This window comes from Phenylobacterium sp., assembly GCF_036963605.1.
Taxonomy (GTDB): domain Bacteria; phylum Pseudomonadota; class Alphaproteobacteria; order Caulobacterales; family Caulobacteraceae; genus Phenylobacterium.
This window is the reverse complement of sequence record NZ_JBALUY010000047.1, coordinates 1-25,744: the sequence shown is the minus strand read 5'-3', so window position 1 is coordinate 25,744 and position 25,744 is coordinate 1. Positions and strand designations below refer to the sequence as shown.

Annotated in this window: 21 protein-coding genes; 3 read left to right on the top strand and 18 right to left on the bottom strand. The window is 68.7% G+C overall.

Translation table 11 applies throughout. The features are described 5' to 3' along the window. The 9 genes from V7702_RS10485 to V7702_RS10445 all read right to left on the bottom strand — a co-directional run. On the bottom strand, positions 1-1,051 hold a 1,051-nt coding region (locus V7702_RS10485; protein ID WP_335650058.1), incomplete at its 3' end, for an AAA family ATPase. A gap of 58 nt (positions 1,052-1,109) precedes the next feature. Beyond that, positions 1,110-2,018: an outer membrane protein assembly factor BamD gene (locus V7702_RS10480; RefSeq protein WP_442958412.1), complete on the bottom strand. Its 909-nt coding sequence runs from the start codon at positions 2,016-2,018 to the stop codon at positions 1,110-1,112. 82 nt (positions 2,019-2,100) lie between these two features. Further along, complete coding sequence (lpxC, locus tag V7702_RS10475; protein ID WP_335650059.1) at positions 2,101-3,000, bottom strand: UDP-3-O-acyl-N-acetylglucosamine deacetylase; 900 nt, start codon at positions 2,998-3,000, stop codon at positions 2,101-2,103. A gap of 265 nt (positions 3,001-3,265) precedes the next feature. Beyond that, entirely contained in the window at positions 3,266-4,846 is a 1,581-nt protein-coding gene (gene ftsZ, locus V7702_RS10470) for a cell division protein FtsZ (RefSeq protein WP_335650056.1), read from the bottom strand. A 300-nt stretch (positions 4,847-5,146) separates the two neighbouring features. Further along, entirely contained in the window at positions 5,147-6,481 is a 1,335-nt protein-coding gene (gene ftsA / locus V7702_RS10465) for a cell division protein FtsA (RefSeq protein ID WP_335650055.1), read from the bottom strand. A 19-nt stretch (positions 6,482-6,500) separates the two neighbouring features. After that, positions 6,501-7,415 (bottom strand): cell division protein FtsQ/DivIB, encoded by a 915-nt coding sequence (locus V7702_RS10460; protein ID WP_335650054.1) that lies wholly within the window; start codon positions 7,413-7,415, stop codon positions 6,501-6,503. Beyond that, positions 7,381-8,328, bottom strand: coding sequence for a D-alanine--D-alanine ligase (locus tag V7702_RS10455; protein ID WP_335650053.1), 948 nt, complete (start codon positions 8,326-8,328; stop codon positions 7,381-7,383). Before V7702_RS10455 ends, V7702_RS10460 begins: the two co-directional genes overlap by 35 nt. A 76-nt stretch (positions 8,329-8,404) precedes the next feature. Then, the gene (locus V7702_RS10450) at positions 8,405-11,500 is read right to left on the bottom strand and encodes an efflux RND transporter permease subunit (protein ID WP_335650052.1); all 3,096 of its coding nucleotides are present in this window, start codon (positions 11,498-11,500) and stop codon (positions 8,405-8,407) included. Then, positions 11,497-12,609 (bottom strand): efflux RND transporter periplasmic adaptor subunit, encoded by a 1,113-nt coding sequence (locus tag V7702_RS10445; protein WP_335650051.1) that lies wholly within the window; start codon positions 12,607-12,609, stop codon positions 11,497-11,499. Before V7702_RS10445 ends, V7702_RS10450 begins: the two co-directional genes overlap by 4 nt. A gap of 240 nt (positions 12,610-12,849) precedes the next feature. Here V7702_RS10445 and V7702_RS10440 point away from each other — a divergent pair, with 240 nt between their 5' ends. Next, positions 12,850-13,278 carry a GNAT family N-acetyltransferase gene (locus V7702_RS10440; protein WP_335650050.1) on the top strand — a complete coding sequence of 143 codons (429 nt, stop codon included), beginning with the start codon at positions 12,850-12,852 and terminating at the stop codon, positions 13,276-13,278. A gap of 112 nt (positions 13,279-13,390) precedes the next feature. Beyond that, entirely contained in the window at positions 13,391-14,719 is a 1,329-nt protein-coding gene (locus V7702_RS10435) for an alpha/beta hydrolase family protein (RefSeq protein WP_335650049.1), read from the top strand. 4 nt (positions 14,720-14,723) lie between these two features. Here V7702_RS10435 and V7702_RS10430 read toward each other — a convergent pair whose 3' ends face one another. Continuing rightward, positions 14,724-15,443 (bottom strand): class I SAM-dependent methyltransferase, encoded by a 720-nt coding sequence (locus tag V7702_RS10430; protein ID WP_335650048.1) that lies wholly within the window; start codon positions 15,441-15,443, stop codon positions 14,724-14,726. Positions 15,444-15,660: 217 nt separating this feature from the next. Here V7702_RS10430 and V7702_RS10425 point away from each other — a divergent pair, with 217 nt between their 5' ends. Continuing rightward, positions 15,661-15,879, top strand: coding sequence for a FitA-like ribbon-helix-helix domain-containing protein (locus V7702_RS10425; RefSeq protein WP_335650047.1), 219 nt, complete (start codon positions 15,661-15,663; stop codon positions 15,877-15,879). 352 nt (positions 15,880-16,231) lie between these two features. On the opposite strand, the gene murB is transcribed toward V7702_RS10425, so the two are convergent. The 8 genes from murB to V7702_RS10385 all read right to left on the bottom strand — a co-directional run. After that, entirely contained in the window at positions 16,232-17,131 is a 900-nt protein-coding gene (gene murB / locus V7702_RS10420; RefSeq protein ID WP_335650046.1) for a UDP-N-acetylmuramate dehydrogenase, read from the bottom strand. Then, positions 17,128-18,552 (bottom strand): UDP-N-acetylmuramate--L-alanine ligase, encoded by a 1,425-nt coding sequence (murC, locus tag V7702_RS10415; protein WP_335650045.1) that lies wholly within the window; start codon positions 18,550-18,552, stop codon positions 17,128-17,130. The genes murB and murC overlap by 4 nt, the downstream gene beginning before the upstream one ends. A gap of 33 nt (positions 18,553-18,585) precedes the next feature. Beyond that, a complete protein-coding gene (gene murG / locus V7702_RS10410; RefSeq protein ID WP_335650044.1) occupies positions 18,586-19,686 on the bottom strand; it encodes an undecaprenyldiphospho-muramoylpentapeptide beta-N-acetylglucosaminyltransferase in 1,101 nt (366 codons plus the stop codon). A 10-nt stretch (positions 19,687-19,696) separates the two neighbouring features. After that, entirely contained in the window at positions 19,697-20,902 is a 1,206-nt protein-coding gene (gene ftsW, locus V7702_RS10405) for a putative lipid II flippase FtsW (protein ID WP_335650043.1), read from the bottom strand. Further along, the gene (gene murD, locus V7702_RS10400; RefSeq protein ID WP_335650042.1) at positions 20,899-22,314 is read right to left on the bottom strand and encodes a UDP-N-acetylmuramoyl-L-alanine--D-glutamate ligase; all 1,416 of its coding nucleotides are present in this window, start codon (positions 22,312-22,314) and stop codon (positions 20,899-20,901) included. The genes ftsW and murD overlap by 4 nt, the downstream gene beginning before the upstream one ends. A gap of 19 nt (positions 22,315-22,333) precedes the next feature. Further along, positions 22,334-23,443: a phospho-N-acetylmuramoyl-pentapeptide-transferase gene (gene mraY / locus V7702_RS10395; RefSeq protein ID WP_300572989.1), complete on the bottom strand. Its 1,110-nt coding sequence runs from the start codon at positions 23,441-23,443 to the stop codon at positions 22,334-22,336. Continuing rightward, positions 23,443-24,840: a UDP-N-acetylmuramoyl-tripeptide--D-alanyl-D-alanine ligase gene (locus tag V7702_RS10390; RefSeq protein ID WP_335650041.1), complete on the bottom strand. Its 1,398-nt coding sequence runs from the start codon at positions 24,838-24,840 to the stop codon at positions 23,443-23,445. Before V7702_RS10390 ends, mraY begins: the two co-directional genes overlap by 1 nt. Continuing rightward, on the bottom strand, positions 24,833-25,744 hold a 912-nt coding region (locus V7702_RS10385), incomplete at its 5' end, for a Mur ligase family protein (protein ID WP_335650040.1). The genes V7702_RS10385 and V7702_RS10390, both read right to left, overlap by 8 nt.

Sequence of the window (25,744 nt, the reverse complement as noted above, 5' to 3'; positions counted from 1 at the left end):
CCTCGCCCGAGGTCTCGGCCGCCCGCAGCCGCTCGACGAAGCCGACACGCAGGATGGGGAGCTCCTCGACGCTGACATTGAGCTTCCGGGCCATGCCGCGCAGTTCGAACAGCCGCTCCTCGGTCTTTTCCAGGCGGTCGGGGTCGAAGTCGAAGGCCTCGGCGGCGCCGTCGATGGCCGCCTCGGCCTCCTGCGCCTCCACCAGGGCGCGGTCGATGGCGCTGGTGGCGGCCGCCAGCCGCGTCACCGTGGGGCCGGTTTCAGCCGCGCCGGCGTGGACGGCCCGTTCCCGGGCGCGGTCCAGGGCGCGGACGGCCTGGGCCATGCGGGGGGAGAGGCCATCGAAGGCCTCCCGAGCCGAGGCGATGTCGGTCAGCGCCTTTTCGGCGGCGCCCAGCATGGCGCGGCATTCGGCGAGATCTGCCTCCTCCCCTTCCCGGGGTTCGAGGCGGTCGAGTTCGGCGAGGCGGGGGTTCAGCTCCTCCATCTCCGCGGCGGCCTGGTCGGCGGTGGCGGCGAGGTCGTCCCGGTGGGCCTGGGCGGTCCGCCAGGCTTTCCATAGCCCCCCTACCTCGGCCAGGGGGCCGCCAAGCTGGCCAAAGGCGTCCAACAGGCCGCGATGGGTGCGTGTGTCGAGCAGGCCGACGGTCTCGTGCTGGCCATGGACCTCCATCAGCAGCGCGCCCAGCTCCCGAAGGACGCCGACGCTGGTGGCCTGGTCATTGACGAAGGCGCGGCTGCGGCCATCGGCATTGACCGTGCGGCGCAGGACGAGATCTTCGCTGGGATCGTAGCCAAGGCCCTTCTCGTCCAAGAGCGCCCAGGCCGGGTGGTCTGGCGCCGGGGCGAACAGGGCCGTGGCCTGGGCCAGGCTCGCGCCCTGGCGCACCAGGGCCGCCTCGGCCCGCGCGCCGGTGGCCAAGCCCAGGGCGTCGAGGATGATCGACTTGCCCGCCCCCGTCTCCCCGGTCAGGGCGGTGAGCCCCGGCCCGATGGGTAGGTCGAGCGCCTCGATCAACACCACGTCGCGGATCCACAGTCCGATCAGCATGGGGTGCAAGATTGCCTGGAATCACCGCGGGCGAAAGCCCGTTCGTTCGCCTTAGGTTCTATTGGCTTTCCGGCGGGCGCAGGGTGGCGTCCTTGTCGCGCTCCAGATCCTCGGACTCGTCGCCGCCGATGAAGGGGAGCCGCGACCACAGGCCCCGACCTTCGGAGGCTGCGGGCGCATTGGCTGGGCGAAGCCCTCGTCGGGTCAGCAGGTCATAGGCGTCGCGATACCAGACCGTGCCGGGATAGTTGAAGCCGAGCACCGCGCCGTTGCGCTTGGCTTCTTCGTTGAGGCCAAGGGTCAGATAGGCCTCGACCAGGCGATAGAGGGCCTCAGGCGTATGGCTGGTGGTCTCGTAACGCTCGATCACCGTGTTGAACCGGCCGATGCCTGCCAGGGTGTCGCCGTTGCGCAGATAGTAGCGGCCGACCGTCATTTCCTTACCGGCCAGCTGGTCGTTGACCATGTCGATCTTCAGACGGGCGTCCTTGGCGTATTCGCTGTCTGGATAGCGCTGCACCACCTCGCGCAGGGCGTTCAGCGCCTGGCCGGTGGCCGCCTGGTCGCGGCCCACATCGACGATCTGTTCGAAGTAGCAGATGGCCTTGAGGTAATAGGCGTAGACCGCGGCCGGATTGCCCGGCGCCTGCGACAGGAAGCGGTCGGCGCTGGAGATGGCCTCGGCGTAGTCGTTGGCCTGATACTGCGCATAGGCGGTCATCAGGATCGAGCGGCGGGCCCAGACCGAATAGGGGTGCTGACGCTCCACCTCGGCGAAATAGTCCACCGCCTGGTTCCACAGGCCGCGGTCCAGCCGATTGGCGCCGGTGTTGTAGAGCAGCTCGACCGGCCGCTCCTCATAGGCCAGCCGGGGCCGTTCTTCGCGTCCGGCGCAGGCCGTAAGGGCCAGGGCGGCGAGAACCGTCGCAACGGCAGGACCCCGAAGGGAATTGTGAAGCAGAGACACCTTCACCTCAAAAGGACCAAGCGCGCCCCCGCGCCGCGAGCCACCGCTTCTACACCACGCGGGCGACGGCGCAAACGGAAGGTCAGACCGCCAGGGCCAGCTCCGGGGCGAAGGTGCGGATGCGCCAGGCGTCCGGCCGTTCGGTCAGGGCGCGGACGAGTTGGTTGTTGATCCCATGGCCCGCGAGGCGACCTTCGAAACGGCCGAGGATCGGCGCGCCCAGCACATAGAGGTCGCCGATGGCGTCCAGGGCCTTGTGGCGCACGAATTCGTCGGGGCGGCGCAGGCCTTCGGGATTGAGAATCCGGTCGCCCTCGATGACCACCGCGTTCTCCAGCGAGCCGCCGCGGGCCAGGCCCATGGCGCGCAGGGCCTCGACCTCATGGGCGAAGCCGAAGGTCCGGCAATTGGCGAGTTCCGTACGGAAGGCGGCCTCGTCCATCGCCAGATCAACCGCCTGGCGACCGATGACCGGCGAATCAAAGACGATCTCGAAGGCCACTTCGAACCGGTCGCAGGGCAGCAGCCGGGCGCTCTTGTCGCCGTCGATCACCTCGATGGGCGCCAGGATCTCGATATAGCGGCGGGGCGCTTCCTGCTGGCGGCGGCCGGCCTGATCGAGAATCTGGACGAAGGGTTCGGAGGAGCCGTCCATGATCGGCATTTCCGGACCGTCCAGCTCGACTACGGCGTTGTCTACGCCCAGGGTCGCGAAGGCCGCCATCAGATGCTCGATGGTCGAGACCGTGACGCCGGCGGCATTGCCGATGACAGTGCCCAGCTGGGTCTTGCAGACGGCCTCGGCCGAAGCCGTGATGCGGTTGTCCTGGTCGGCGATGTCGGTGCGGACAAACACGATGCCCGTGTCGATCGGCGCAGGGCGGACCGCCACGCGGACATGAGCGCCGGTATGCACGCCGACGCCGGCGAAGATCGCCGGACCCAGCACCGTGTGCTGGAGCGCGTGAGCGGAATGGGCGATGGCTGCGGACACGAACTGAAACCTTCCTGACCAGACTTGTACGGGCGGCTCAACAACCGCGAATGGCCCCACGAACCGGATAGTTCCTGTGCTGCGGCGCCGCAAGACAAGTCCTGTTTCCGAATGTTTCGCCTTAAGATCCAGGTGAATCCTGTTCTGAATCCGACGCTTAGGTTGGCCTCGCCGAGCCCGGGGCGCTCAATGAAAGACGGCCGGCTCTGCGAGGAACCGGCCGTCTGACGGTGGTGTGCGATGGGATAGCTGGCTAGTTGGCCAGGCGACGCAGGAAGGACGGAATCTCAAGATCTTCGCCCGCGTCACGATCGGGATCGGCGGCCTCGGCCGGCTGAGCGCCGCCGCGGCTGGCGGGCGCCTGACGGCTGGTGGGCGCGGGTGTCGGCGTCGGCGCCGGGGCGTCGTAGCGGGGGCGACCACCAAACAGGCTCAGAAAGCCGCTCTTCTGCCGGCGATCATCGGCGAAGCTGTTGTCGGCGAACAGGGGCTCATCGCCCTCCTCGGCCGCCATAGGGTCGACGATGCGGGTGATCGGGCGCTGGGCCGGGGCCGGCTCCGGGCGCGCATAGAGGTCCGCCTGTTCGGCCTCGTCCTCATAGGCGCGGGCCTGGGGCTGGGGCTCCGGCGCGCGCGCCTGGGGCGGCGGCGAAAAGGCCTGGGGCGCGGGCTCCGGCGCGCGGGGCGCTGGCTCGGGCGCATAGGCGGCCGGCGCAGGCCGCGGCTCATAGGTCGGCTGAGGCGCCGGCTGGCGAACCGCCTCGGGCTGGCGAACGGGTTCGGCCTGGCGCACGGGCTCGGACTGACGGGCCGCGGGCGCGGGCGGCGCGCGGCGGGTCTCGATCTTGGGCTCGATGGCGGCGATGGAGGCGCCGTCCATGCCCGTGGCCACCACCGACACGCGGATCATGCCGTCGAGGGACGGGTCGAAGGCCGCGCCGAAGATGATGTTGGCCTCGGGGTCCACCTGCTCGGAGATGGCGTTGGCGGCCTCGTCGACCTCCAGCAGCGTCATGTCCAGGCCGCCGGTCACATTGACCAGCACAGCCTTGGCGCCCTTGAGCGAAACCTCGTCCAGCAGCGGGTTCTGGATGGCGTTCTGGGCGGCCATCAGGGCGCGGTCGTCGCCGGAGGCTTCGCCGGTGCCCATCATCGCCTTACCCATCTCGGTCATGACCGTGCGGACGTCGGCGAAGTCGAGGTTGATCAGACCGGGCAGCACCATCAGGTCGGTGATGGAACGGACGCCCGAATGCAGCACCTGGTCGGCCATGCCGAAGGCTTCGGAGAAGGTGGTGCGCTCGTTGGCCACCCGGAACAGGTTCTGGTTCGGGATGACGATCAGGGTGTCCACATAGCGCTGCAGCTCGGCGATGCCGGAGTCGGCCAGACGCATGCGGTGGCGGCCCTCGAAATGGAAGGGCTTGGTCACCACGCCGACGGTCAGGATGCCGCGCTCGCGGGCGCATTTGGCGATGATCGGGGCGGCCCCGGTGCCGGTGCCGCCGCCCATGCCCGCCGTGATGAAGATCATGTGCGCGCCGTCGAGGTGCTCGCCGATCTCGGGAATGGATTCCTCAGCGGCGCTCATGCCGACCTCGGGGTGGGCGCCGGCGCCCAGCCCCTGCGTCACGGTGGCGCCCAGCTGGATGCGGCGGTCGGTCTTGGAGAAGGCCAACTGCTGCGCGTCGGTGTTGGCGACCACAAACTCCACGCCCTCGAGGTGCGCCTCGATCATGTTGTTCACGGCGTTTCCGCCAGCGCCGCCGACTCCGAACACCACAATACGCGGCTTCAGCTCGGTCTCGCGCGGCGCCGTCAGTGCAATAGCCATAGGACCCTGTGTCCTCCGCAAATCTGTTGAAGCGCACGCGACCCGCCCGCGAGGCGCTCCGATTGGGATGCGGTTAACTAAGCGACCATCATCCTTAATCGAACGTAAACCGCTTACATTGAGTCGGAGGTCCGTCGACCTCCACAGCCTGCATTTTTTGGTTGTGGAATAAGGCTTAAGGCCAAATTCTGGCCATGGACGGCGACCACGCCGCCGCGGGACTGCGACGGCGTGGCGCATGCAATAGCCAAGACTCCACCGCCGCGCCTAACCTTGACCGCTGCGAATCTAGTCTTGACCCTAAAGGTTTTCCCGAAGCCAGGCTGCAGCCTTGGTCACGGGATTGGCCCGGGGATCAAGACTTTCACGCCGATTGCGGGCGCCAGAGGCGTTTTTCGCCGACACCGCCTCACGGGGGCCAAAGGCGGCCCGGTGCAGCACCCCGGCCGCGGCGCAGAAGGCGGGACCTGATGCGGCGTCAGCCAGATGCGGCACCCGTCGCGGACGGCCCAGGCGCACGGGGCGGTCGAACACACGCACGGCGACCTCGCGGACGCCGGCCAGTTGGCTGGCGCCGCCGGTCAGCACCAGGCTGGCCCCGGCCTCCACCGGCGCGCCCGACGCCTTGAGGCGGTCGCGGAGCAGCTCCAGGGTTTCTTCCACCCGCGGCGCGATGATGCCCTTGAGCAGGGAGCGGGGCGCGATCACCGGGCCTGCGCCAAGATCATCGCCCCGGGGCGGAGCCTCGATCATCTCGCGGTCCTCATTGGCCGAGGCGATGGCCGATCCGTGCAGGGTCTTGATGCGTTCGGCGCCGGCCATGGAGGTCGAAAGCCCGCGGGCGATGTCGGCGGTCACATGCTGGCCGCCCACCGGCAGGGTCTCCACATGCACCAGACTGCCGGCGGTGAACACCGCCGCGGAGGTCGAACCGCCGCCCATGTCGATGCACACGGCGCCGAGGTCCATCTCGTCCTCCTCCAGGGCCGCCAGGGCCGAGGCGAAGGGCGCGGCGACGACGCCTTCGAACTGCAGGTGCGCCCGCTCGACGCAGGCGCCCAGGGTCTGGAAGGCCGTCTCGCTCACCGAGACCACCAGCAGCTCCACCGCCAGGCTGCGGCCGAACATGGCGCGGGGGTCGCGCACGCCGCTCTGGCCGTCCACCCGCCAGGCGATGGGCAGGATGTGGGCCGCGCGACGGTCGGGCAGCTTGACCTGCGCCAGAGCCGCGTGGATGGCGCGGACCAGATCATGGTCGGAGATCGGCCGGGCGCCGAGGGAGACGCGGCCGGAAATGCGATGGCTCTTGAGCTGGCCGCCGGCCATGGCCACGGTCACGCCCTGGACGTTGACGCCGGCCACATTCTCGGCCCGCTCCACGGCCTGGGCGATGGCGTCGGAGGCCTCGTCCAGATTGACGATGGCGCCGCCGCGGATGCCCCGGGACTGGACATAGCCCACCCCTGCCGCGGTCAGCGTCCGGTCAGCCCGGCGCACGCCTTCCGGCTTCATGATGAAGCAGGAGACCTTGGAGGCGCCCAGATCGACGGCCGCCACCAGGGGCTGACGCCCCAGGGCGGCCTTCAGGCTGTCGCGGCTGCTGTTTTTTTCGACCGTTTTGGTCCCGAACGGCACGGTTCTTCCTTCCACCACCTTAGGCGCCGTCGGCGACCAATCCGCCGGAGCGGACCTGGTCGCGCGGTCGCACCGCCACCATCGTCGGATCGCGCAGGTCGATCCGTGCAAATCCCAACTCGAGTATCCGGGAGCGCTGGTCGAGTTGTTCCAGCTGAATCAGGGCCGCTTCTTCGTCGACCGCCGGAAGTTGAACGAGAGATCCGTCCTTGAGCCGCAGATCCCAGCGCCGGTCATCGACCCGCACCAGGGCCTCCACCCGGCTCATCAGCCGGGGACGGGCCGCGATCCGCGGCAGGATGGCTGCGGCATGCTGATCGGCGCCCTGGCCGACCACGAGGGGAAGATTGGCCGACCGCAGGGGATTGGCCTCGGGAATGACCTGACCCTCGGCGTCGATGACCCGGCTGGCGCCGTCGTGCTGCCAGACAGCCAGTTGCTGGCGTTCGGAAATGGCGATGATCAGGGTGTCGGGCAACAGCCGCACGACCTGCGCCTCCTCGACCCAGCCCACGGCCTCGACCCGGGCGCGCAGGGCGTCGAGGTCCAGGCCCAGCACCGGCTGATCCTTGTAGACGCCCGCCGCGGTCAGAATGTCGGCGGTGGCGGCCGGCGAGGCGCCCTGGACATGGACGGCGTTGAGGCGGAAGCCCAGGCTGGCGAACTGGCGGCCAAGGGCGGCTTGGGTTCCCTGGCTGATCTTCTCCGCTCGGTCGCCCGTGGACAGGGCGACGACCAGCGTCAGGACCAGCACGCCGCCGGCGGCGATCAGAGCGTGTCCGGGGGACAGGCCAAGGCCACGGGCCGCGCCCAGCTTGCCCGGCGCATATGCCGCCTGAGCCTTGGACACGCCGCGGGTCTTTCGGGGACTGGAGGGCGCTTTGGCCCGGGGCTTCGCCTTAGTCTGCGCTCCCCCCCGCAATGCCGCGGGCATAGGCGTCCTCCGTAATCCAATGCACCAGTTGGTCGAAATCCACCCCGAGCTTGGCCGCCTGCTCTGGCACGAGCGAGGTCGGCGTCATGCCGGGCTGGGTATTGACCTCCAAGAGGACCAGAATGTCGTTAATGTCGTCATAACGAAGGTCCGAGCGGGTCACCCCGCGACAACCTAGCGCCGCGTGCGCGCGCTCGCTCAGTTCCATCGCTTTTTCAAAGACATGGGGCGGAATCTGCGCCGGGATCACGTGGTCTGAGCCGCCCTCCCCGTACTTGGCCTCATAGTCGTAGAAGCCCGTCCTGGGCACGATGTCCGTCACCGTCATCGCCTTGCCGGCCATAACGCCGCAGGCGAGCTCTTTTCCGCGGATATAGGGCTCGATCATAACCTCCTCGCCGAAGGTCCAGCCGGGCGCCACCAGTTCCTGCGGCGGCCGATTCGCGCCCTCGAAAACCAGGAAGACCCCGACGGACGAGCCCTGGGCGTTGGGCTTGACCACATAGGGCGGCGCCATGACGTGGTCTGCGGCGGCCTCGAACCGGTTGAACAGCCCGCCGCCCGGCACCGTGACGCCGGCGGCAGCCAGCACGGCCTTGGCCTTGGCCTTGTCCATGGCCAGCGCCGAGGCCAGGACGCCGGAGTGGGTGTAGGGCAGGCCCAGGGTTTCGAGCACGCCCTGGACGCAGCCATCCTCGCCCCACTCGCCGTGCAGGGCGTTGAAGCAGACGTCGGGCTTCAGGTCAGCCAGGCGCTGGGCCACATCGCGGCCGGCGTCCAGGCGGGTCACCCGGGCGCCCAGGCGCTCCAGGGCGTCAGCGCAGGCCGCGCCGGAAACCAGGCTGACCTCCCGCTCGGGCGAGAGGCCGCCCAGCAGGACAGCGACATGTTTACCGGCGACGGAAAAGGCCATGGGCGTCTCTTATTGCGGAAGGTCCAGGCCTCCCCCTTCGGCGGCCAGGGCCGGCGCGTCAAGCGCCCTCGCCTCCTCAGACCACCGGTGACGGGGCGGTCAGAACGGCGTCCGACGCCGCCTCCGGCTCCCGCTCGCCCCGCGACAGCAGCCAGTACATGACCGGCGTGGCGACCCGCGACAGGAAGGTCGAGGTGACCAGCCCGCCCATGATGGCGATGGCCAGGGGCGAGTAGAGGCCTGAGCCTTCCAGGGCCAGCGGCGTGAGCCCGGCGATGGCCGTGACCGAGGTCAGCAGAACCGGCAGGAAGCGCACCTCGCCCGCCCGCTCGATGGCCGCGCGCAGGGGTACCCCGGTGCGCCTAAGCTGCTCTGTGAAGTCCACCAGCAGGATGGAGTTTTTGATCTCAATGCCGATCAGGGCGATCATGCCGATGGTGGCGGTGAAGGACATGGAGTTGCCGGTCAGCCAGAGGGCGGCCACCGCGCCAAACAGGCCGAGCGGGATGATCCCGGCCACCACCAGGGCGGTCTTGAACTTGCCGAACTCCAGGACGAGCACGGCGAGGATGCCGAAGATGGCGATCATCACCGCTGCGCCCAGGCCGGCAAAGCTCTCCGACTGCGCCTCGGCCTGGCCGCCCAGGGACAGGCCGTAGCCCGGCGGCAGGACGATCGCATCGTCCAGCCGCGCCTGTGCGTCCGAGGTCACCTTGGAGGTCAGATAGCCGGTGCTGACATAGGCTGTGATGGTGACCGTCCGCAGGCGGTCCACCCGGTCGATCCGCGCGGGACTAGAGGTGAGCGCGGGTGTCGCCACCGCCGCCATGGGGACGTTCTGACCCGTGGTGGTCGGCAGATAGATACTGTCCAGGGCCGCCAGCTCATTGCGGCCCTCCATGGGCAGGCGGACATTGACGGCGTAGTCGTCCCCGTCGGCGTCGCGATAGCGGGCGACAGACTCCCCCGACAGCGCCAGGCGGGCGATGCGCCGCCCAGCCCCGGCGGGCACGCCCAGCGCCGCGGCCTTGGCCTCGTCCAGGCCGAGGTCGAGGTCGGTCCGGTCGAGGCGCATGGGGTTGGCGACATCGCGGGCGCCCGGCGTCGCCTTCAGCACCGCCTCGGTCTGGGCGGCCAGCGCCTTGAGAACATCAAGGTTCTGGCCCTGCAGGCGCACGGCGATGGGCGCCTCGATGGGCGGCCCGTTCTCGAACACGATCACCCGGATCCGGGCGCCGGGATAGAGGTCGAAGTCCCGCCGCAGGCCGTCCAGCAGCTCTGGGCTTTCGCCAGGCTCCCAGGCGCCCAGGGAGGCGTAGACCTCGGCGTAGTTTGGCTGCGGTTCGGCCTGGTTCACATTGTAGAAGATCTGCGGATTGCCGCGGCCCAGATTGGCCGCCCGCCAGACCACCGCCTCTTCCTGGGCCAGCCGGGCCTCCACATAGCGCAGGACCTCATTGGTCTTGGCCATCGAGGTCCCCTGCTGGGTTTCGATCCGCACGAGGAACTGCGGCGTCTCGGCGGGCGGGAACAGGGATGAGCCGATGGCGCCGAGCATCGGGATGGTGGTGGCGCAGATGGCCAGGATGATCGCCAGCGCCGCCCAGGGCCGCGCCAGGGCGCGGTGCAGAATGGGCGTGTAGAAGCGGTGGATCGCGCCGTTGATCGTCCGCAGGATCGCATTGCCCTCCGGGTCCTCATGCCGCGACAGGATGCGACTGGCCAGGAACGGGATGACGGTCAGCGAAACCAGGAGCGAGGCGCCCACCGTGGTCAGCACCGCCACGGGCAGGGAGCGGATATAGGCGCCCGCCCCTTCCGGCAGGAACATCAGGGGCAGGAAGGCCAGCATCAGGGTCGCCGTACAACCGAGCACGGCCATGGAGATTTGCCGCGTGCCATTGATGGCGGCCGTCGTGCGATCCTCGCCAGCCCGCAGGCGCCGCGCAATATTCTCGGTCACCACGATGGAGTCATCCACCAGCAGGCCGAGGCTAAGCACAAAGCCGGCGATGGCCAGCTGGTTCAGGGTGAAGCCCAGCCCCTGCATCACCGACAGGCCGATCAGCAGCGACAGCGGGATGGACATCATCACCACGACGCCGGCCCGGAAGCCCAGGGGCAGCAGGGTGATGAGCACCAGGGTGAGCGCCAAGCCGAAGTCGCGGAACAGGCGGTTGAGCCGGTGCTTCACATTCTCCGCCTGCTGGAAGCCGCGCTCCAGCTTCACCCCCGACGGCAGGGTCTTCTCGAACTCGTCCAGAGCGGCGTTGACGCCTGCGGTCAGCTTGGCGACATCGGCGCCGTCCTTCTGCTTGACGGTGACGAACAGGGCGCGCGCGCCGTTGAACCGCGCCAGGTGGGTGGCCTCGGCCTGGGACCAGTCCACCTGGGCCACGTCCTGGACGCGGACCACCTGGCCGTCCACCGAGCGCACCGGCGTCTGGCGGATGGCGTCCAGGTCGCGGAAGGCGCCGCCGGCCTTGACGTTGAAACGGCGGTCGCCCGCATGCACCGCGCCGATGGGCGCTTCGGCGCCGGCGGCGGCCAGGGCGTCAGCCACGGCGGTTGCCGGCAACTGCAGAGCGGCCAGCCTGGGCAGATCCAGGGCCACCTGAACCTCGGACGGCGGCGCGCCCCAGTACTCGGCCTGCCGCACGCCCGGCGCCCGCGCCAGCCGCTCGCGCAGGCGCTCAGCCACCTTTTCCAGGCGGCGCATGGGCAGGTGCTCGCTGACCAGGGCCACCTGCACCACGGCCACCTCGGTGGTGCGCGCCCGGCGGACCTCCAGCAGGGCTATGCCGTCAGGCAGGGTCGGGCGCAGGGCGTTCACCTCGCGCACCACCTCGTCATATTTGCGGTCGGTATCGACGCTCCAGTCGAACTCCACCTGGACCACGGCCGAGCCGTCCTGGCTGGTGGAGCGAATCTCCCCCACATCGTCGAGGCCGTCGAGGGCGTCCTCCAGCGGGTCGGCGATCAGCTGCTCCATCTCCGTGGGCTCGGCGCCGGGCAGGACGGCGCGGACGATCATGATCGGGATGGGGAAATGCGGGTCCTCAGACCGCGGGATGCTGGAAAAGGCGTTGAGCCCCAGCACGGTCAGAAGGGCGAAGGCGACCAGGGTGAACTGCCACCTGCGGACGGCGAAGCCGGCGGGATCGAAGTTCATTGGGCCGCGCCTTTGGGGGGCGCGCTCTTGGAGGCCGCGCTCTGGGCGTTCTGGGCCTCGGCCACCAGGGCCGTGGGATCGACCACCTGCACCTTGTCGCCGTCGCCGACGAAGCCGCCGCCGGCGGTGATCACCCGCGCGCCCTGGGGCAGGCCGCGGATCAGGGCGTCGTCGCCATCAAAGCCGCCAAACTCCACCGCCGTGCGCCGAGCCACGCCATTGTCCAGGCGCAGAACGAAGGCCCGGCCATTGTCGGCCTCCTGGATCGCCTCGGCCGGCGCCCGGGAATAGCCCGCCGCGCCGCCCAGGCTGGAGGCGCCAGCGATGGAGGCCGTAGCCACCTGGCCGCTGCGCAGCCCGGGCGCCGCGGCGATCTCGATCTCCACATCCACCGTGCCGGTGGACGCCCCGCTCTCGCCGCCGATCAGGATGACCCGGCCCGGCAGGGTCTGCTCGCCTACCCGCACCTCGGCCGCCGCGCCCATGGCGATGCGGCTCGCCTGGCTGTCGGGCACCGGCGCGCGCAACACCAGGGGGGAGCCGGCGTCGGCGACCGTGACCACCGCCTGGCCGGCCTGGACCACCTGCCCCGCGGCCATGGTCCGCGACAGCACGACGCCGGCGGCCGGCGCGGTCAAGGTCGCCCAGCGGCGGTCGAAGGCCGCCGACGCATAGGCCGCCTCGGCGGCGGCGAGCGCGCTCTTGCGGTCATCGATCCGCTGGCGGCTGACAAAGCCCTTGTCGAACAGGGCCTGATCCCGTTCCAGGTCCCGGCGGGCGCGGTCGAGCTCCACCTGGGCCCGCTGGCGGCCGGCCTCCACCGTCGTGGGGTCCAGGCGCGCAATGACCTGACCGGCCCGGACGGTGTCGCCCTCGTCCACGGTGAGTTCTGTGATGACCCCGGGCACGCGGAACGACAGCTGCGCCTCCCGTTGGCGGGCCAGGGCGCCGGTGGCGGTGATCTGCGACGCCCCGCTGGGATCGCGCACCGCGACCGCCTCCACCGCCGGCAAGGGCGCGGTGGCCGCCTCAGGATCAGCGCCCCCGCAGGCGGCGAGAAACCCCGCCAGACCCAACCCCAGAAACGCCCTCGCAAAGATCCCGCGCATGGCTCACCCCATCCCTTTGGAGGGGCAATCTAAACAGTGTTAGCTTACGATGTAAACGGGTACATTGGGCGTACGCCTTGTTGGCTGTTGATATCCACTGCCTCCCAACTAAGCTCAGCACATGATCGGTTTCGTCGCAGTCTGAAGTCGGCTCTCCGGGTGAGCCTAGCGCCGCAGGTCCCGCCTGCGGCTGGCCGGTGTTTGCCCGCAATTACGGCACCACTTCAGACTGGAAAAACCATGACGTACACGATCTCAGTCGCCGCCGATCCCGGCGCGGCCTACATGCCCATCTGGGCGCCTCTGCTCGCGTTCAACAAGACCCAGGCCCCCCATGCGGAGGGTGTGGCATTCGCCCTAACATTGACCAACGACGGTGACCCCACGGTCGCTGGGGGCTTGTGGGCGCTGGCGCTTTGGGGGTCCTTCTATATTGGCCTCGTGGTCGTGCCACAGGACGCTCGCGGACAGGGTCTCGGCCGAGCGCTGATGAAACAGGCTGAGGACGAAGCCCTACGGCTGGCCTGCCGCCATATGTGGTTAGACACCTACGCCTTCCAGGCGCGGCCTTTCTATGAGCGGCTCGGATTTGAGGTTTTTGGGCAGTTGGACGGCCCATCGCCAATATTCCCACGCTACTTCATGCAGAAGCGGCTTTCGGGAGACTAGGTGCGACGGATGCCACGTCGAGCGTAGGAAGAGGTTTGCAGGTCTGCGGCGCCTGGGCAAGCCAAGCTATCGTGCTTTGTCCTCGCCGAGCCATGGATCGAAAGTCCTGACCATGAAGCAGCAAGGCCCGTGGCACGGCGAACTCGACACAGGCATCGTGAGGATGCGCCTCGCCTTTCATCTGGATCGGGAGGCGCAGGTCGCCCATTTACAGACGAAGGCTTTTGGGGAAATCACCGTTCCCGTTCGGCATGAGCAGGGCCGTGTGGCCTTCGCCGCACCCCAGGCCGAAATTGCGCTCGAACTGAGGCAGGACGCGACCGGTACGCGCCTTACAGGCTTCTGCCGACACCTGGCCGCGCGATATCCCATCAGCTTTCAACCTGACGCCCCCGCCCCACCGCCCCGCGGCCTGCGCCCCCAGACCCCTCAGGGTCCCTTCCCCTACACATCAGAGGAGGTCGTGTTCGAAGGCGCTGACGGGACACCGCGGGCTGGGACCCTGAGCCGACCGCATGGAATGCTCCGCGGCGCGGTTATCCTCAACAGCTGGTATGGGCAGACAGACCGCGATCAGACGACGGCCGGACACAAGCCCTTGGCCATATGGGCCGATGAACTGACGCGCCGTGGCTTCGCCACCCTGCGGTTCGACAAGCGCGGAGCAGGCGCGTCTGGCGGGGAGTTCCTGGAGACGACCACCGCGGACCTCGTTCAAGATCTTGCATGCGCGGTCGCCTGGCTACGCCTGCAGCCAGACATAGATCCCCACAGCATCGGCCTCATGGGGCATAGCGAAGGAGGCCATGTCGCTGCGGACGTGGCGGCCGCCGACCCCGATATCGCCTTCTGCGTGGCGATGACCCCCACCGGCGCCCGCGACGGGGAGACCATGCCCACCGACCTCTTTCTGGCCGTCAGAGCCGTCGGCGGCGAACCCGTCAGAGAAATGGAAGTGGTCGATATGTACCTTCGGCTGTTCGCCATCGAGCGGGCCGGCGCAGGTTTGAACGAGACCATGGTGCGCGTCCGCAGGGTGCTTGAAGCCGCTGTCGATGACGGGCTCTACATGGCGGAAAAGGTCGCGGCCCGCACGGCCCTCGTCGCGTGGCGGTGGCGAAGACACTGGCTGGCCTACGACCCCACTGCCGCGATGGCGCGCCTCACCTGCCCGACACTGGTGGTGTTCGCCGAGCGTGACCTTCAAACGCCGCCGTCCAGCCACGCCCCGCGCATCCGCGCCCGTTTGGCGGACCATCCCCAGGCGACAGTCCTGGAGCTAAAGGGGCTGAACCACTTCTTGCAGACGGCAGTCACTGGCGCGCCTTCAGAGTATGGCGCCATAACCGAAACGCTCGCCCCGTCCGCAGTCGCCGAGGTCTGCGGGTGGATAGAAAACGTCGCCGACGGCTTCGCTGCAAAAGCCGACCGAAACAGATGACCGCTCAGTCGATCTGGGCAGAAATGACCCAGGTTGAGGCGCGTAGGCCGGGACCGCCCGGCCCGTCCCGCGCAGAGAGTGCATCCCTCAGCGCCAACGTTGCGTCCGGGACAAGATGGGAATGCTCCCGCAGGATGGCGCCAAGCGCGCCGCCGCGAGAACAGACCTCGACCATGGAAGCCAGGTCTCCACTCCTGACAAGCTCGTCGTGAGCATCGATCCTGATCGCTCCGAAGCCGGCCGCCTGCATGAGGTTCAATAGGTGGTCGGGATCGGAGAACGAGAACGGGGCGGCCTTCGGGGCCTGGGTCACAAGCTCATCCGGTAGATACGGCGCGGCGGCGTCTAGCGGGAAGCTATCGAGTTCATTCTCCGACAGCGCCCTCCAGCAAACGAAACTCATCCGCCCCCTAGGACGCAACGCCTGCCTCAGATTGCTCAGGGCGTCCGCCGGCTTGGCGAAGAACATCATCCCAAACCGGGAGAAGATCGCATCGAATGCGCCTGGGTCGAGCGGGAATGTCTGTGCGTCGCCGCATTCGAAAGAGACATTGGCCGGCAGGCCCTCTGTCCGCTCCGCCGCCTCGACGGCGGCGGGCAGAAGCTCCAATCCCACGACCGACCCGAACGGTCCGACGGCCAGCGCCAGCTCTGCGGGGGTCTTCCCAACCCCGCAACCGACATCCAGGACGCGTTCACCTCCGGCAAGCGCCAGAGTCTGCATGGCCGCTCGTCCGAGCGGAGACAACTGTCGCTCAAGCGGCTCGCGGATTGCCAGCCAGGTCCGCACCCGGGGATGACTGATGGCGAGTGGTTCTGTTTGCACGCCCAACCCTACGGGCGCCAATCACAGATGTCGAAGCTCTGACGCGGCCCCCTTCAGCGGCGATGGAATAATCTGTATTTTGCCATCAATGCTATCACTTTGAGCTGGAGACAGTGTGGCCGCCGTCATCCTTCGCAATCTGTCTGATGAGGCCCATCGCGCCCTGATGGTGCGGGCGGCTCAGTATGGGCGCAGCAGCGAGGCTGAGATGCGCGTGATCCTAGAGGCTGCCGTATGGCCGGCGAACCGGGTGCGTCTCGGCACAGCGCTGGCTGAGATGAGCCAGGAACTTGGCCTCACAAATGCAGATGTCGAAGCCCTCGGCCCGAAGTAACCGACCCAGTATTTCGAGCAGATTTAGATCGACGAATTTTAATTCACACGGAGAGGGTGAATGACCGAAAAACCCGTCATCCCCCGGATCGCTCTGAGCGTCGCCTCAGGCATGTTTCTGGCGATTGTTTTTATCCCAGCCATAAGTTCAGCAGAAAAATATGGCACCCCCATTTTCCTTCTCACGCTTGCATTACTTCTTGTCGCGCAGGCTGTTCTACTCAGACTAATATGGGGAAGGCGATTTTGGCGCTTCATGTGGCACCATATAGTATGGCCAATACGATAGTCTTAGACGTAGTCTATCCGGAAAAATTCCGGGATAATTTACTACTTGGCGGCCCTTTGTGCCATCAGCCAGGCCGCCCGACGCGCTTGATTTCCCAGTCGAGGGACACGCCCAGCTTGTCCGCCACATCGGCGCGGACGGCTTCGCCCAGGCCCTCCAGATCCTCCGCCGTGGCCTCGCCGGTGTTGATCATGAAGTTGGAATGCAGGGGGGAGAACATGGCGCCGCCGTGCGGCTTGCCGCGCCAGCCGGCCTCGTCCACCAGCTTCCAGGCCGAATGGCCGGGCGGGTTCTTGAAGGTGGAGCCGCCGGTCTTTTCGCGGATCGGCTGGGTGGTCTCACGCCGGGCGGTGATCTCGTCGATACGGGCGGTGATGGCGGCCGGGTCGTCGGCCTGGCCCTGATAGACCGCCTGGGTCCAGATGATGTCGGCGGGCGCCTGGCTGTGGCGATAGGTGTAGCCGAAGTCGGCCAGCGCGAAGTCCCGGCGGGCGCCGGTGCGGTCAATCCCCCAGGCGGAGACCAGCACGTCCTTGGTCTCCGCGCCATAGCAGCCGGCGTTCATGGTCAGGGCGCCGCCGATGGAGCCCGGGATGCCGGCATAGAATTCCAGGCCCGCAACGCCGGCCTTGGCGGCAGCGCGGGCGACCATGGCGTCGAGCGCCGCAGCGCCGGCGGTGACCTTCAGCCCCTCGACCGCGATCTGGCCAAAGGCCTTGCCGGCCAGGCGCACCACCACGCCCTCGATGCCGCCGTCGCGGACGATGACATTGGAGCCGACCCCCAGGACTGTGACGGGCACTGCTGGGTCGAGGGCGCGCAGGAAGCTCGCCAGGTCATCGGCGTCGGCCGGCAGGAACAGCACATCGGCGCGGCCGCCCACCCGGAACCAGGTGAAGGGGGCCAGGGGCTCGTCCCGCAGAAGCTTGCCGCGGGCCGCCGGCAGGCGTTCGCGCCAGTTCATGTGGCCTTCGCGCGCAGGGCGTCGAGCTCGCCCGGCAGGGCATAGGCCCAGGTCGTGATGTCGCCGGCGCCCAGGCACACCACGAGATCGCCGTCCTTGGCCTCCTGCAGCACCAGGCGCGCCAGGTCTTCCGGGCCGGAAAGCGGCAGGGCGCGGCGATGGCCATAGCGGCGCAGGCCGTCCACCAGGGCCTCGCGGCTGGCGCCGTCCAGCGGCGCTTCGCCCGCCGCATAGACGTCGGCCACGATCACCACATCGGCGTCGCTGAAGCAGGCGCAGAAGTCCTCGAACAGGTCCTTGAGCCGCGAATAGCGGTGGGGCTGGACTACCGCCAGCACTCGCCCGTTGGTCACCGCCCGCGCCGCCTTCAGCACCGAGCTGATCTCGACGGGATGGTGGCCATAGTCGTCGATCACCCGCACGCCGCCCGACGTCCCAGTGGTGGTGAAGCGGCGCTTGACCCCGCCAAAGCCGGTGAGGCCGGCGCGGATCGCCTCGGCGTCCACCGACAGCTCGCGGGCCACGGCCACGGCGGCCAGGGCGTTCAGCACATTGTGCATGCCGGCCATGGGCATGTGCAGGTTGTCCATGCGGATCGGCTCGCCCTGCAGGGGCCGGATCACCACGTCGAAATGGGCGCCGTCGGGGCCCATGGAGATCTTCTCGGCGCGGACCTCGGCCTGGGGATTGACCCCATAGGTCACCAGCCGGCGGTTCTCGACCCGGGAGGTCAGGGCCAGCACCTCTGGATGGTCGGTGCAGACCGCGGCGAAACCGTAAAAGGGGATGTTCTCGATGAAGTCCTGGAAAGCCTTCTTGACCGCTTCGAAGTCGCCGTAGTGGTCCAGGTGCTCAGGGTCGATATTGGTCACCACCGCGACCGTCGACTTCAGCTTCAGGAAGGTGCCATCGCTCTCGTCGGCCTCGACGACGATCCAGTCGCCCTCGCCCACCTTGGCGTTGGTGCCATAGGCGTTGATGATCCCGCCATTGACCACGGTGGGGTCCAGGCCGCCGGCGTCCAGCAGGGAGGCGATCATCGAGGTGGTGGTGGTCTTGCCGTGCGTGCCGCCGACGGCGACCGAGAACTGCAGCCGCATCAGCTCGGCCAGCATCTCGGCCCGACGGACGAGCGGCAGGCGCCGTTCCCGGGCGGCCTGCATCTCCGGATTGTCCTGCTTGACCGCCGTGGAATAGACCACCGCCGAGGCGCCTTCGACCTGCCCGCCCTCGTGGCCGATGAAGATCTTGGCCCCCAGCTTTTCCAGCCGCTCGGTGTTGGCGCTGGCCTTGGAGTCCGAGCCCTGCACTGTATAGCCGATGCGCAGCATGATCTCGGCGATGCCGCTCATGCCGATGCCGCCGATCCCGATGAAGTGGACGGGGCCGAGTTCGAAGGGGACGGGGCGTCGGCGGTTCATGGGGCGGCGGGGCCTATGGCTTGAGGAACGGGCCTATCGGCCCTGGGCGGCGGTCTGTTCGACCAGGTCGGCCAGGCGCTCGGCGGCGTCCGGCTTGGCGATGGAGCGGGCGCCGGCCGACATGCGGGCGAGGCGCTCGGGGTTGGTCAGCAGCTTTTCCAGGGCGTTGGCCATGGAGTCGACGGTCAGCTGATTTTCGCGGGCGATCACCGCGCCGCCGGCATCGGCCATGACCTGGGCGTTCTGGCCCTGGTCGTCGTCCAGCGCGATGGCCAGGGGCACCAGGATCGAGGGCCGTCCGGCGATGGCGAACTCGCACACCGTGCCGGCCCCGGCGCGGCCGACCACCAGGTGGGCCTGGCGCAGGCGGGTGGCCATGTCGCGGAAGAAGGGCGCGATCTCGGCCTCGACCATGGCGTCGGCATAGATGCGCCGGGCGCCGTCCATGGACTCCTTGCGGGTCTGCTGCTGGACCCGCAGGCGCACCCGGAGGTCCTCGGGCAACGCACGGATCGCCTCGGGCATCAGTTCCGAGAGCAGGCGCGCGCCCTGGCTGCCGCCGGTGACCAGCAGGCGCAGGGTGCCGACGTCTTCAGGTGGAAGATATGGCTTGTCGGCCAGGTCGCGGATTTCCTGGCGCACCGGATTGCCCACCACCACGGCCTTCGCCGCCACCTGGGGCGGGGCCTTCTGCAGGCTTGGGAAGGCGCAGGCGACGGCGGTCACATGGCTGGCCAGGCGCCGATTGGCCCGGCCCATGACGGCGTTCTGTTCGTGGATTACGGTCGGTCGGCCCTGGGTGATCCCGGCCAGCAGGCCCGGCACGGAGGGATAGCCGCCGAAGCCCACCACGACGGCAGGATCGAGGCGTCGGAAGGCGGTGCGGGCCTGCATCACCCCCTGGATGATGGCCAGGCCGGCCTGGGCCATGCCAATGGGGTCGCCGGACTTGAAGGTGCGGGCCGACAGGCCGATCCGCTGCTCGGCGGGAAAACTCTCGGCGAAGGCGGCGACGCGCTCGTCCGAGGCCAGCACCACCCGCCAGCCGCGGGCGATCAGCGTCTCTGCGAGCGCCTGGGCGGGAAAGAGATGGCCTCCGGTTCCCCCGGCGGCGACCACGGCGATCTTGCGCATGGCTTTGCGTTTAGGCGAAGGCGCCGGCCTTGGCGAGCCCTTCGGACGGGGCGTAGGCCCCCGGTCGGCGACGGGTCAGGGCCAGGGCCAGGCCAAGGGTGAGGCCCGAGGCGATCAGGGATGAGCCGCCATAGGACAGGAAGGGCAGCGTCATGCCCTTGGTGGGGATCAGGTTCAGGTTCACCGCCACATTGATGATCGCCTGCTGGCCCACCAGCACGAACAGGCCCGCCGCGGCCACCTGTTCGAAGGCGTTGCTGAGCTTCATCGCCTTGTAGAGGCCGCGGATCACGATCACCGAGAAAAGCGCCAGGATGATCAGGCTGAAGATCAGGCCGTATTCCTCGGCGCCGACCGAATAGATGAAGTCGTTGTGCAGGTCGGGCACGTGACGCTTCATGACGCCTTCGCCGGGGCCACGGCCGAACAGACCGCCCGCCGCAATGGCCTCGGCGGCCCGGTCCACCTGGTGGGTGTCGGCGGCCTCAGGGCGGAAGAACCGGTTCACCCGGTCGGCCACGTGGGGAAAGACGAAATAGGTGCTGAACAGCCCCGCGATCGCTGTCCCCGCCAGCAGCATGACCCAGGAAAGCGGCACGCCGGCCATCCAGAAGGCCGCCCCGAAGGCGATGGTGATCAGCACGGTCTGGCCCAGGTCCGGCTGCATCAGCAGCAGCGCCACGGCCAGGACGTAGAGGCCAAAGGCGATGCTGACGCCGGGCACCCCCTGCCCCTTCTGGCCCTCGGAGAACATCCAAGCCACCAGCACGATTAGAGCCGGCTTCATGAATTCCGATGGCTGCAGGGTGAAGCCGGCGAACTGGACCCAGCGGGTGGCGCCCTTGGCGTTGTGTCCCAGGAACGGCAGGGCGATCATCAGCAGGATCGCGCCGAGGAAGATGAAGAAGGCCGCCCGCCGCACCGACTTGATGTCGAGCATCGAGGTTCCGACCAGCACCGCAGAGCCGATCACCGCGAACACGCATTGCCGGATGGCGAAATGGAAGGGGTCGCCGACATTCATCCGCGCCGCCGCCGCCGGACTGGCCGCAAACGACAGGAGAATGCCAAGGCCGATCAGCAGGGCGACGGCGCCCAGCAGCCAGCGGTCGATGGTCCACCACCAGACGCCCAGCGCCGAGCGGTCGCTGCGGGCGAAGGCGTGAGCCTGGTTGGGCCGGGTGACGGGATCGGACGCGGGATCGGCGGCGCTCACGCCCGGGCTCCCCGTTGAACAGGCGCCTCAAGCCCTTGGACCGCCTGGCGGAAGGCGTCGCCGCGGGCTTCGAAATCGGCGAACTGGTCGAAGGAGGCGCAGGCCGGCGACAGCAGGACGACCGCGTCCTGGCCGGAGGCCGCAGCATCGGCATAGGCCCGCTCGACCGCCCGCTCCAGGGTGCCGCACTCGGCGACAGGCGCCTTGCCCGTCAGGACGTCGGCGAAGGCATGGGAGGCCTCGCCGATCAGATAGGCCTTTTCGATACGGGGAAAGAGGTCGGACAGGCCCTCGATGCCGCCGGCCTTGGCCTGGCCGCCGGCGATCCAGTAAATCTTGGGATAGCTGGACATGGCCTGGCGGGCGGCGTCGGCGTTGGTGGCCTTGGAGTCGTTGACGAAGCGCACGCGGCCCACCTGACCGACCGTCTCCATCCGGTGGGCGAGGCCAGGGAAGGTCATCAGCCCCTCGGCGGCCTCTTCCGGGCTCAGCCCCAGGCCCCGGGCCGCGGCATAGGCGGCCGCAGCGTTCTGCCAGTTGTGGCGGCCCGGCAGCGAGCGGGCGCGCAGCAGGTCGGCGATCTCGACGGCGCGCTCCCCTGTGGCGTCATAGAGCAGGCCCTGGAGCACATAGACGCCCCGGCCGATGGCCTTGCTGGACGAGATCGGCACGATGGTCCGGCGGTTGGCGGCCACCACCTCGGTGCAGATGCGCTGGCCGTAGGGATCGTCCACCCCGATGACGGCGGTGTCGCCCTTGCCCTGGTTCAGCAGCACCCGGCGCTTGGCGGCCACATAGCCGTCCATGCCGCCATGACGGTCCAGATGGTCGGGGGTGATGTTCAGCAGGAGGGAGACGTCGGGCTTCAGGCTCGAGGTCAGGTCCAGCTGATAGGACGACATCTCCAGCACATAGACCGCGCCACCGTGCATGTCGTCGAGGCCGAGCACGCCATAGCCGATATTGCCGCCCATGCGGGTGTCGCGGCCGGCGCTGGCGCAGATGTGGGCGATGAGCGCCGTGGTGGTGGACTTGCCGTTGGTGCCGGTAATGGCCACCACCTTCGGCCGCTTGTGCTCCGGCGCGGCGTTCACGGCCCGGGCGAAGAGTTCGATATCGCCGACAATCTCGACGCCGGCTGCCTTGGCGCGCTCGACGGTCCAGTGCGGCGTGGGATGGGTCAGGGGCACGCCCGGTGACAGCAGCAGGGCGGCGAAGCCCCACCAGTCGGCGGAAGTCAGATCGGTCAGCTCGAAGCCTTCGGCCAGGGCGGCCTCGCGGGCGGCGGGACGGTCGTCCCACAGGGCCACCTGGGCGCCGCCGGCCTGCAGGGCGCGCGCAGCCGCCAGCCCCGTACGGGCCAGGCCGAACACAGCCACTGTCTTGCCTTCGAAACCGCGGACCGGGATCATGGTTTGCGCGCCAGCCTCCCTATCGCAGCTTCAGGGTCGCAAGACCCAGCAGGGCCAGCATCACCGCGACGATCCAGAACCGGATCACGACGGTGGACTCCGACCAGCCGAGCTTTTCGAAATGGTGGTGGATCGGCGCCATGCGGAAGACGCGGCGGCCGGTGAGCTTGAACGACGCCACCTGGATCATCACCGACAGGGTTTCCAGCACGAACAGGCCGCCGACAATGGCCAGGACGATCTCGTGCTTTGTGGCCACCGCCACGGCGCCGAGCGCGCCGCCCAGGGCGAGCGAACCGGTGTCGCCCATGAAGATCTTGGCCGGCGGCGCGTTGTACCAGAGGAAGCCCAGCCCGGCGCCGATGATGGCTCCGCACAGCACGGCCACCTCCCCTACGCCTGGCACGAAATGGAGCTGCAGGTAGTTGGAGAACAGGTAGTTGCCGACGAGGTAGGCGATCAGGCCGAAGGCTGCGGCGGCGATCATCACAGGCACGGTGGCCAGGCCGTCCAGGCCGTCGGTGAAGTTCACCGCATTGGCCGCGCCGACGATCACCAGGGCGCCGAACACCAGGTAGAACCAGCCCATATCCCACAGCAGCTGCTTGAAGATCGGGAAGGCCACCGAGGTCGGCAGTTCCGGCGACTCCGCCGTCCGACCGCCATAGATGATCAGGATGGCCACGGCGGCGAGCGCGATGGCCACTTCGAGGATCAGCCGCAGGCGGCTGGAGACCCCGGCCGTCGTCTGCTTGGTCACCTTGGCGTAGTCGTCGGTGAAGCCCAGGACGCCGTAGCTGGCGGTCACGAACAGCACCACCCAGACATAGATGTTGGAGAGGTCGGCCCAGAGCAGCGTGCCGACGATCAGCCCGGCCAGGATCATCACCCCGCCCATGGTCGGCGTGCCGGCCTTCTCGACGATGTGGCGTTCGATGCCGTCGGCGCGGATCGGCTGGCCCTTGCCCTGCTTGGCCTGCATCCAGCGGATGAACCGCGAGCCCATGAGCATGACCACCAGCTGGGCGGTGAACAGCGCCATGCCGGTGCGGAAGGTCAGATATTTCAGCAGGTTAAGCAGGGGCACGTGCCCCTCAGCCGACATCTGCGTGTAGAGCCAATAGAACATCAGCCCTGCCCCCCCAGCTCACGGCCAGCCTCGACGAGGGCGGCGGCGACCGCACCCGCTTTGGAACCGTTGGACCCTTTGACCATCACGATGTCGCCGGGCTCTACGGCCCGGACGACCTGCGGCCCAATCTGGGCTGCGCTCTCGGCGTACCCGCCCCGACGAGTCGAAGGAAGGGCGTCCCAGAGGGATTTCATCAAAGGTCCGGCGCAGAAGACCAGGTCCACGTCAGCTGCTTCCAGGGGCGCGGCCAGGGCTCTGTGGAAGGCCTCGGCCTCGCCGCCAAGCTCCAGCATGTCGGTCAGGGCGACGATCCGCCGCCCCTGGAGCTTGCGCGCCCCCAGGCTGGAAATCGCCGCGGCCATGGAGATCGGATTGGCGTTGTAGCTCTCGTCGATCAGGGTGAAAGCGCCGCCGGAAATCGCCACCTGACGCTCGGCGCCGCGTCCGGCGAGGGGCTCGAAGGCGCCCAAAGCCGTGACGGCGTCGTCCAGCGTCACGTCCAGGGCTTCCAGCATCAGCAGCACCGCCATGCTGTTCAGCCCCCAGTGGAAGCCGGTCTGCAGGATCGGGAAGTCCAGGGCCTGACCGTTTAGCACCGCGCGCACCACGGCCTCGCCCGGCCCCGGATTGAAGGCGGTCAGCCGGGCGTCACAGCCCTCGCCCGTGCCGAGGGTCCGGACCCGGGCGCCGGCCGCCTGGGCGGCGCTGCGTAGCTGGTCGAACCAGACATTGTCGGCGTTGAGAATGGCCACGCCGCCCGGCGCGATGCCATCGAAGATCTCGGCCTTGGCGCGAGCCACCCCGGCCTCGCCGTCGGGGAAGTTCTCCACATGGACCGGCCCCACAGTGGTGATCAGGGCCGCATGGGGGCGCACCATCTGCGAAAGGGGCGTGATCTCGTCGGCGTGGTTCATGCCGATCTCGAACACGGCGCGCTCGGTGTCGCGGGGCATCCGCGCCAGGGTGAGCGGCACGCCGATATGGTTGTTGTAGGACTTCACCGAAGAGTGCGCCTTGCCGGCGATGGCGAGGCCGACGCGCACCGCCTGGGTGACGCTGGTCTTGCCGACCGAGCCGGTGACGGCGCCTCGGCGGGCCTGGGGGGCTCGGTCCCGTGCTGCGACGCCCAGGGTTTCGAGCGCCTTGAAGACATCGCTGACCACCACGGCCGGTCCGCCCTGCGGCGCCGACACCAGGGCGCCGGCGGCGCCTTGGGCCAGTGCCTGGGCGACGAAGCTGTGGCCATCCCGGGCGCCGGCCAGGGCGATGAACAGGTCGCCGGGCTCGACCGAGCGGCTGTCGATCGACAGGCCGCTCACGGCGAAGTCGTCGCCGATGACCTGGCCGCCGACAGCCTGGGCGATTTCCTTGGCGGTCCAGAGGGCTTCAGACATGGACGGCCCCCAGGGCCTCGGCGGTCACGGCCACATCGTCGAAATGATGGGTGCCTCCGGCGACGGCCTGGGTCTGCTCATGGCCCTTGCCGGCCACCACCAGGACGTCGCCATCCCGCATGAGGGCGACGGCCGCGGCGATGGCTTCCCGACGATCGCCGATGTCCTGAGCGTCCGGGGCGCCCTGGCGGACCTGGGCGCGGATCGCGGCGGGATCTTCGCTGCGGGGATTGTCGTCGGTGACGATGGCGATGTCGGCGAACTCGGCGGCGGCCCTGCCCATCAGGGGGCGCTTGGCGGTGTCCCGGTCGCCGCCGGCGCCAAGGACGACGATCAGTCGGCCGCGGGTGTGCGGGCGCAAGGCCTTGAGCACCGTCTCCAGACCATCGGGAGTATGGGCATAGTCCACATAGGCCTCGCCGCCCCTGGGGCCGCCGCCGACGCGCTGCAGCCGACCGGGCGCGCCCTCCAGGCGCTCCAGGGCGGCCAGGACCGTCTCGATGCTTTCGCCGGCCGCCAGGCAGAGACCGGCGGCGACCAGGGCGTTGGCCGCCTGGAAGGCGCCGGCCAGGGGCAGGCGCAGGTCGAAGGTCCGGCCGTCGTGGATCAGGCTCAGCCGCTGGCCGTCCGGCTGCAGTTCGCGGCGGTCGAGACGCAGGCTCTGGCCGCCCTCGCCTACCGACAGAATGGCCTGGCCCACCTGGATGGCGGCGGCGGCGAAGACCGGGAAGGCCTCGGAGTCGGCGTTGAGCACGGCCGTGGCGCCCCGGGGCAACAGGGTTTCGAACAGCCGCAGCTTGGCGGCCCGATAGGCGGCCATGTCGCCGTGATAGTCGAGATGGTCCTGTGTCAGGTTGAGGAAGCCCGCAGCCGTCAGTTCCACCCCGTCCAGACGGCGCTGGTG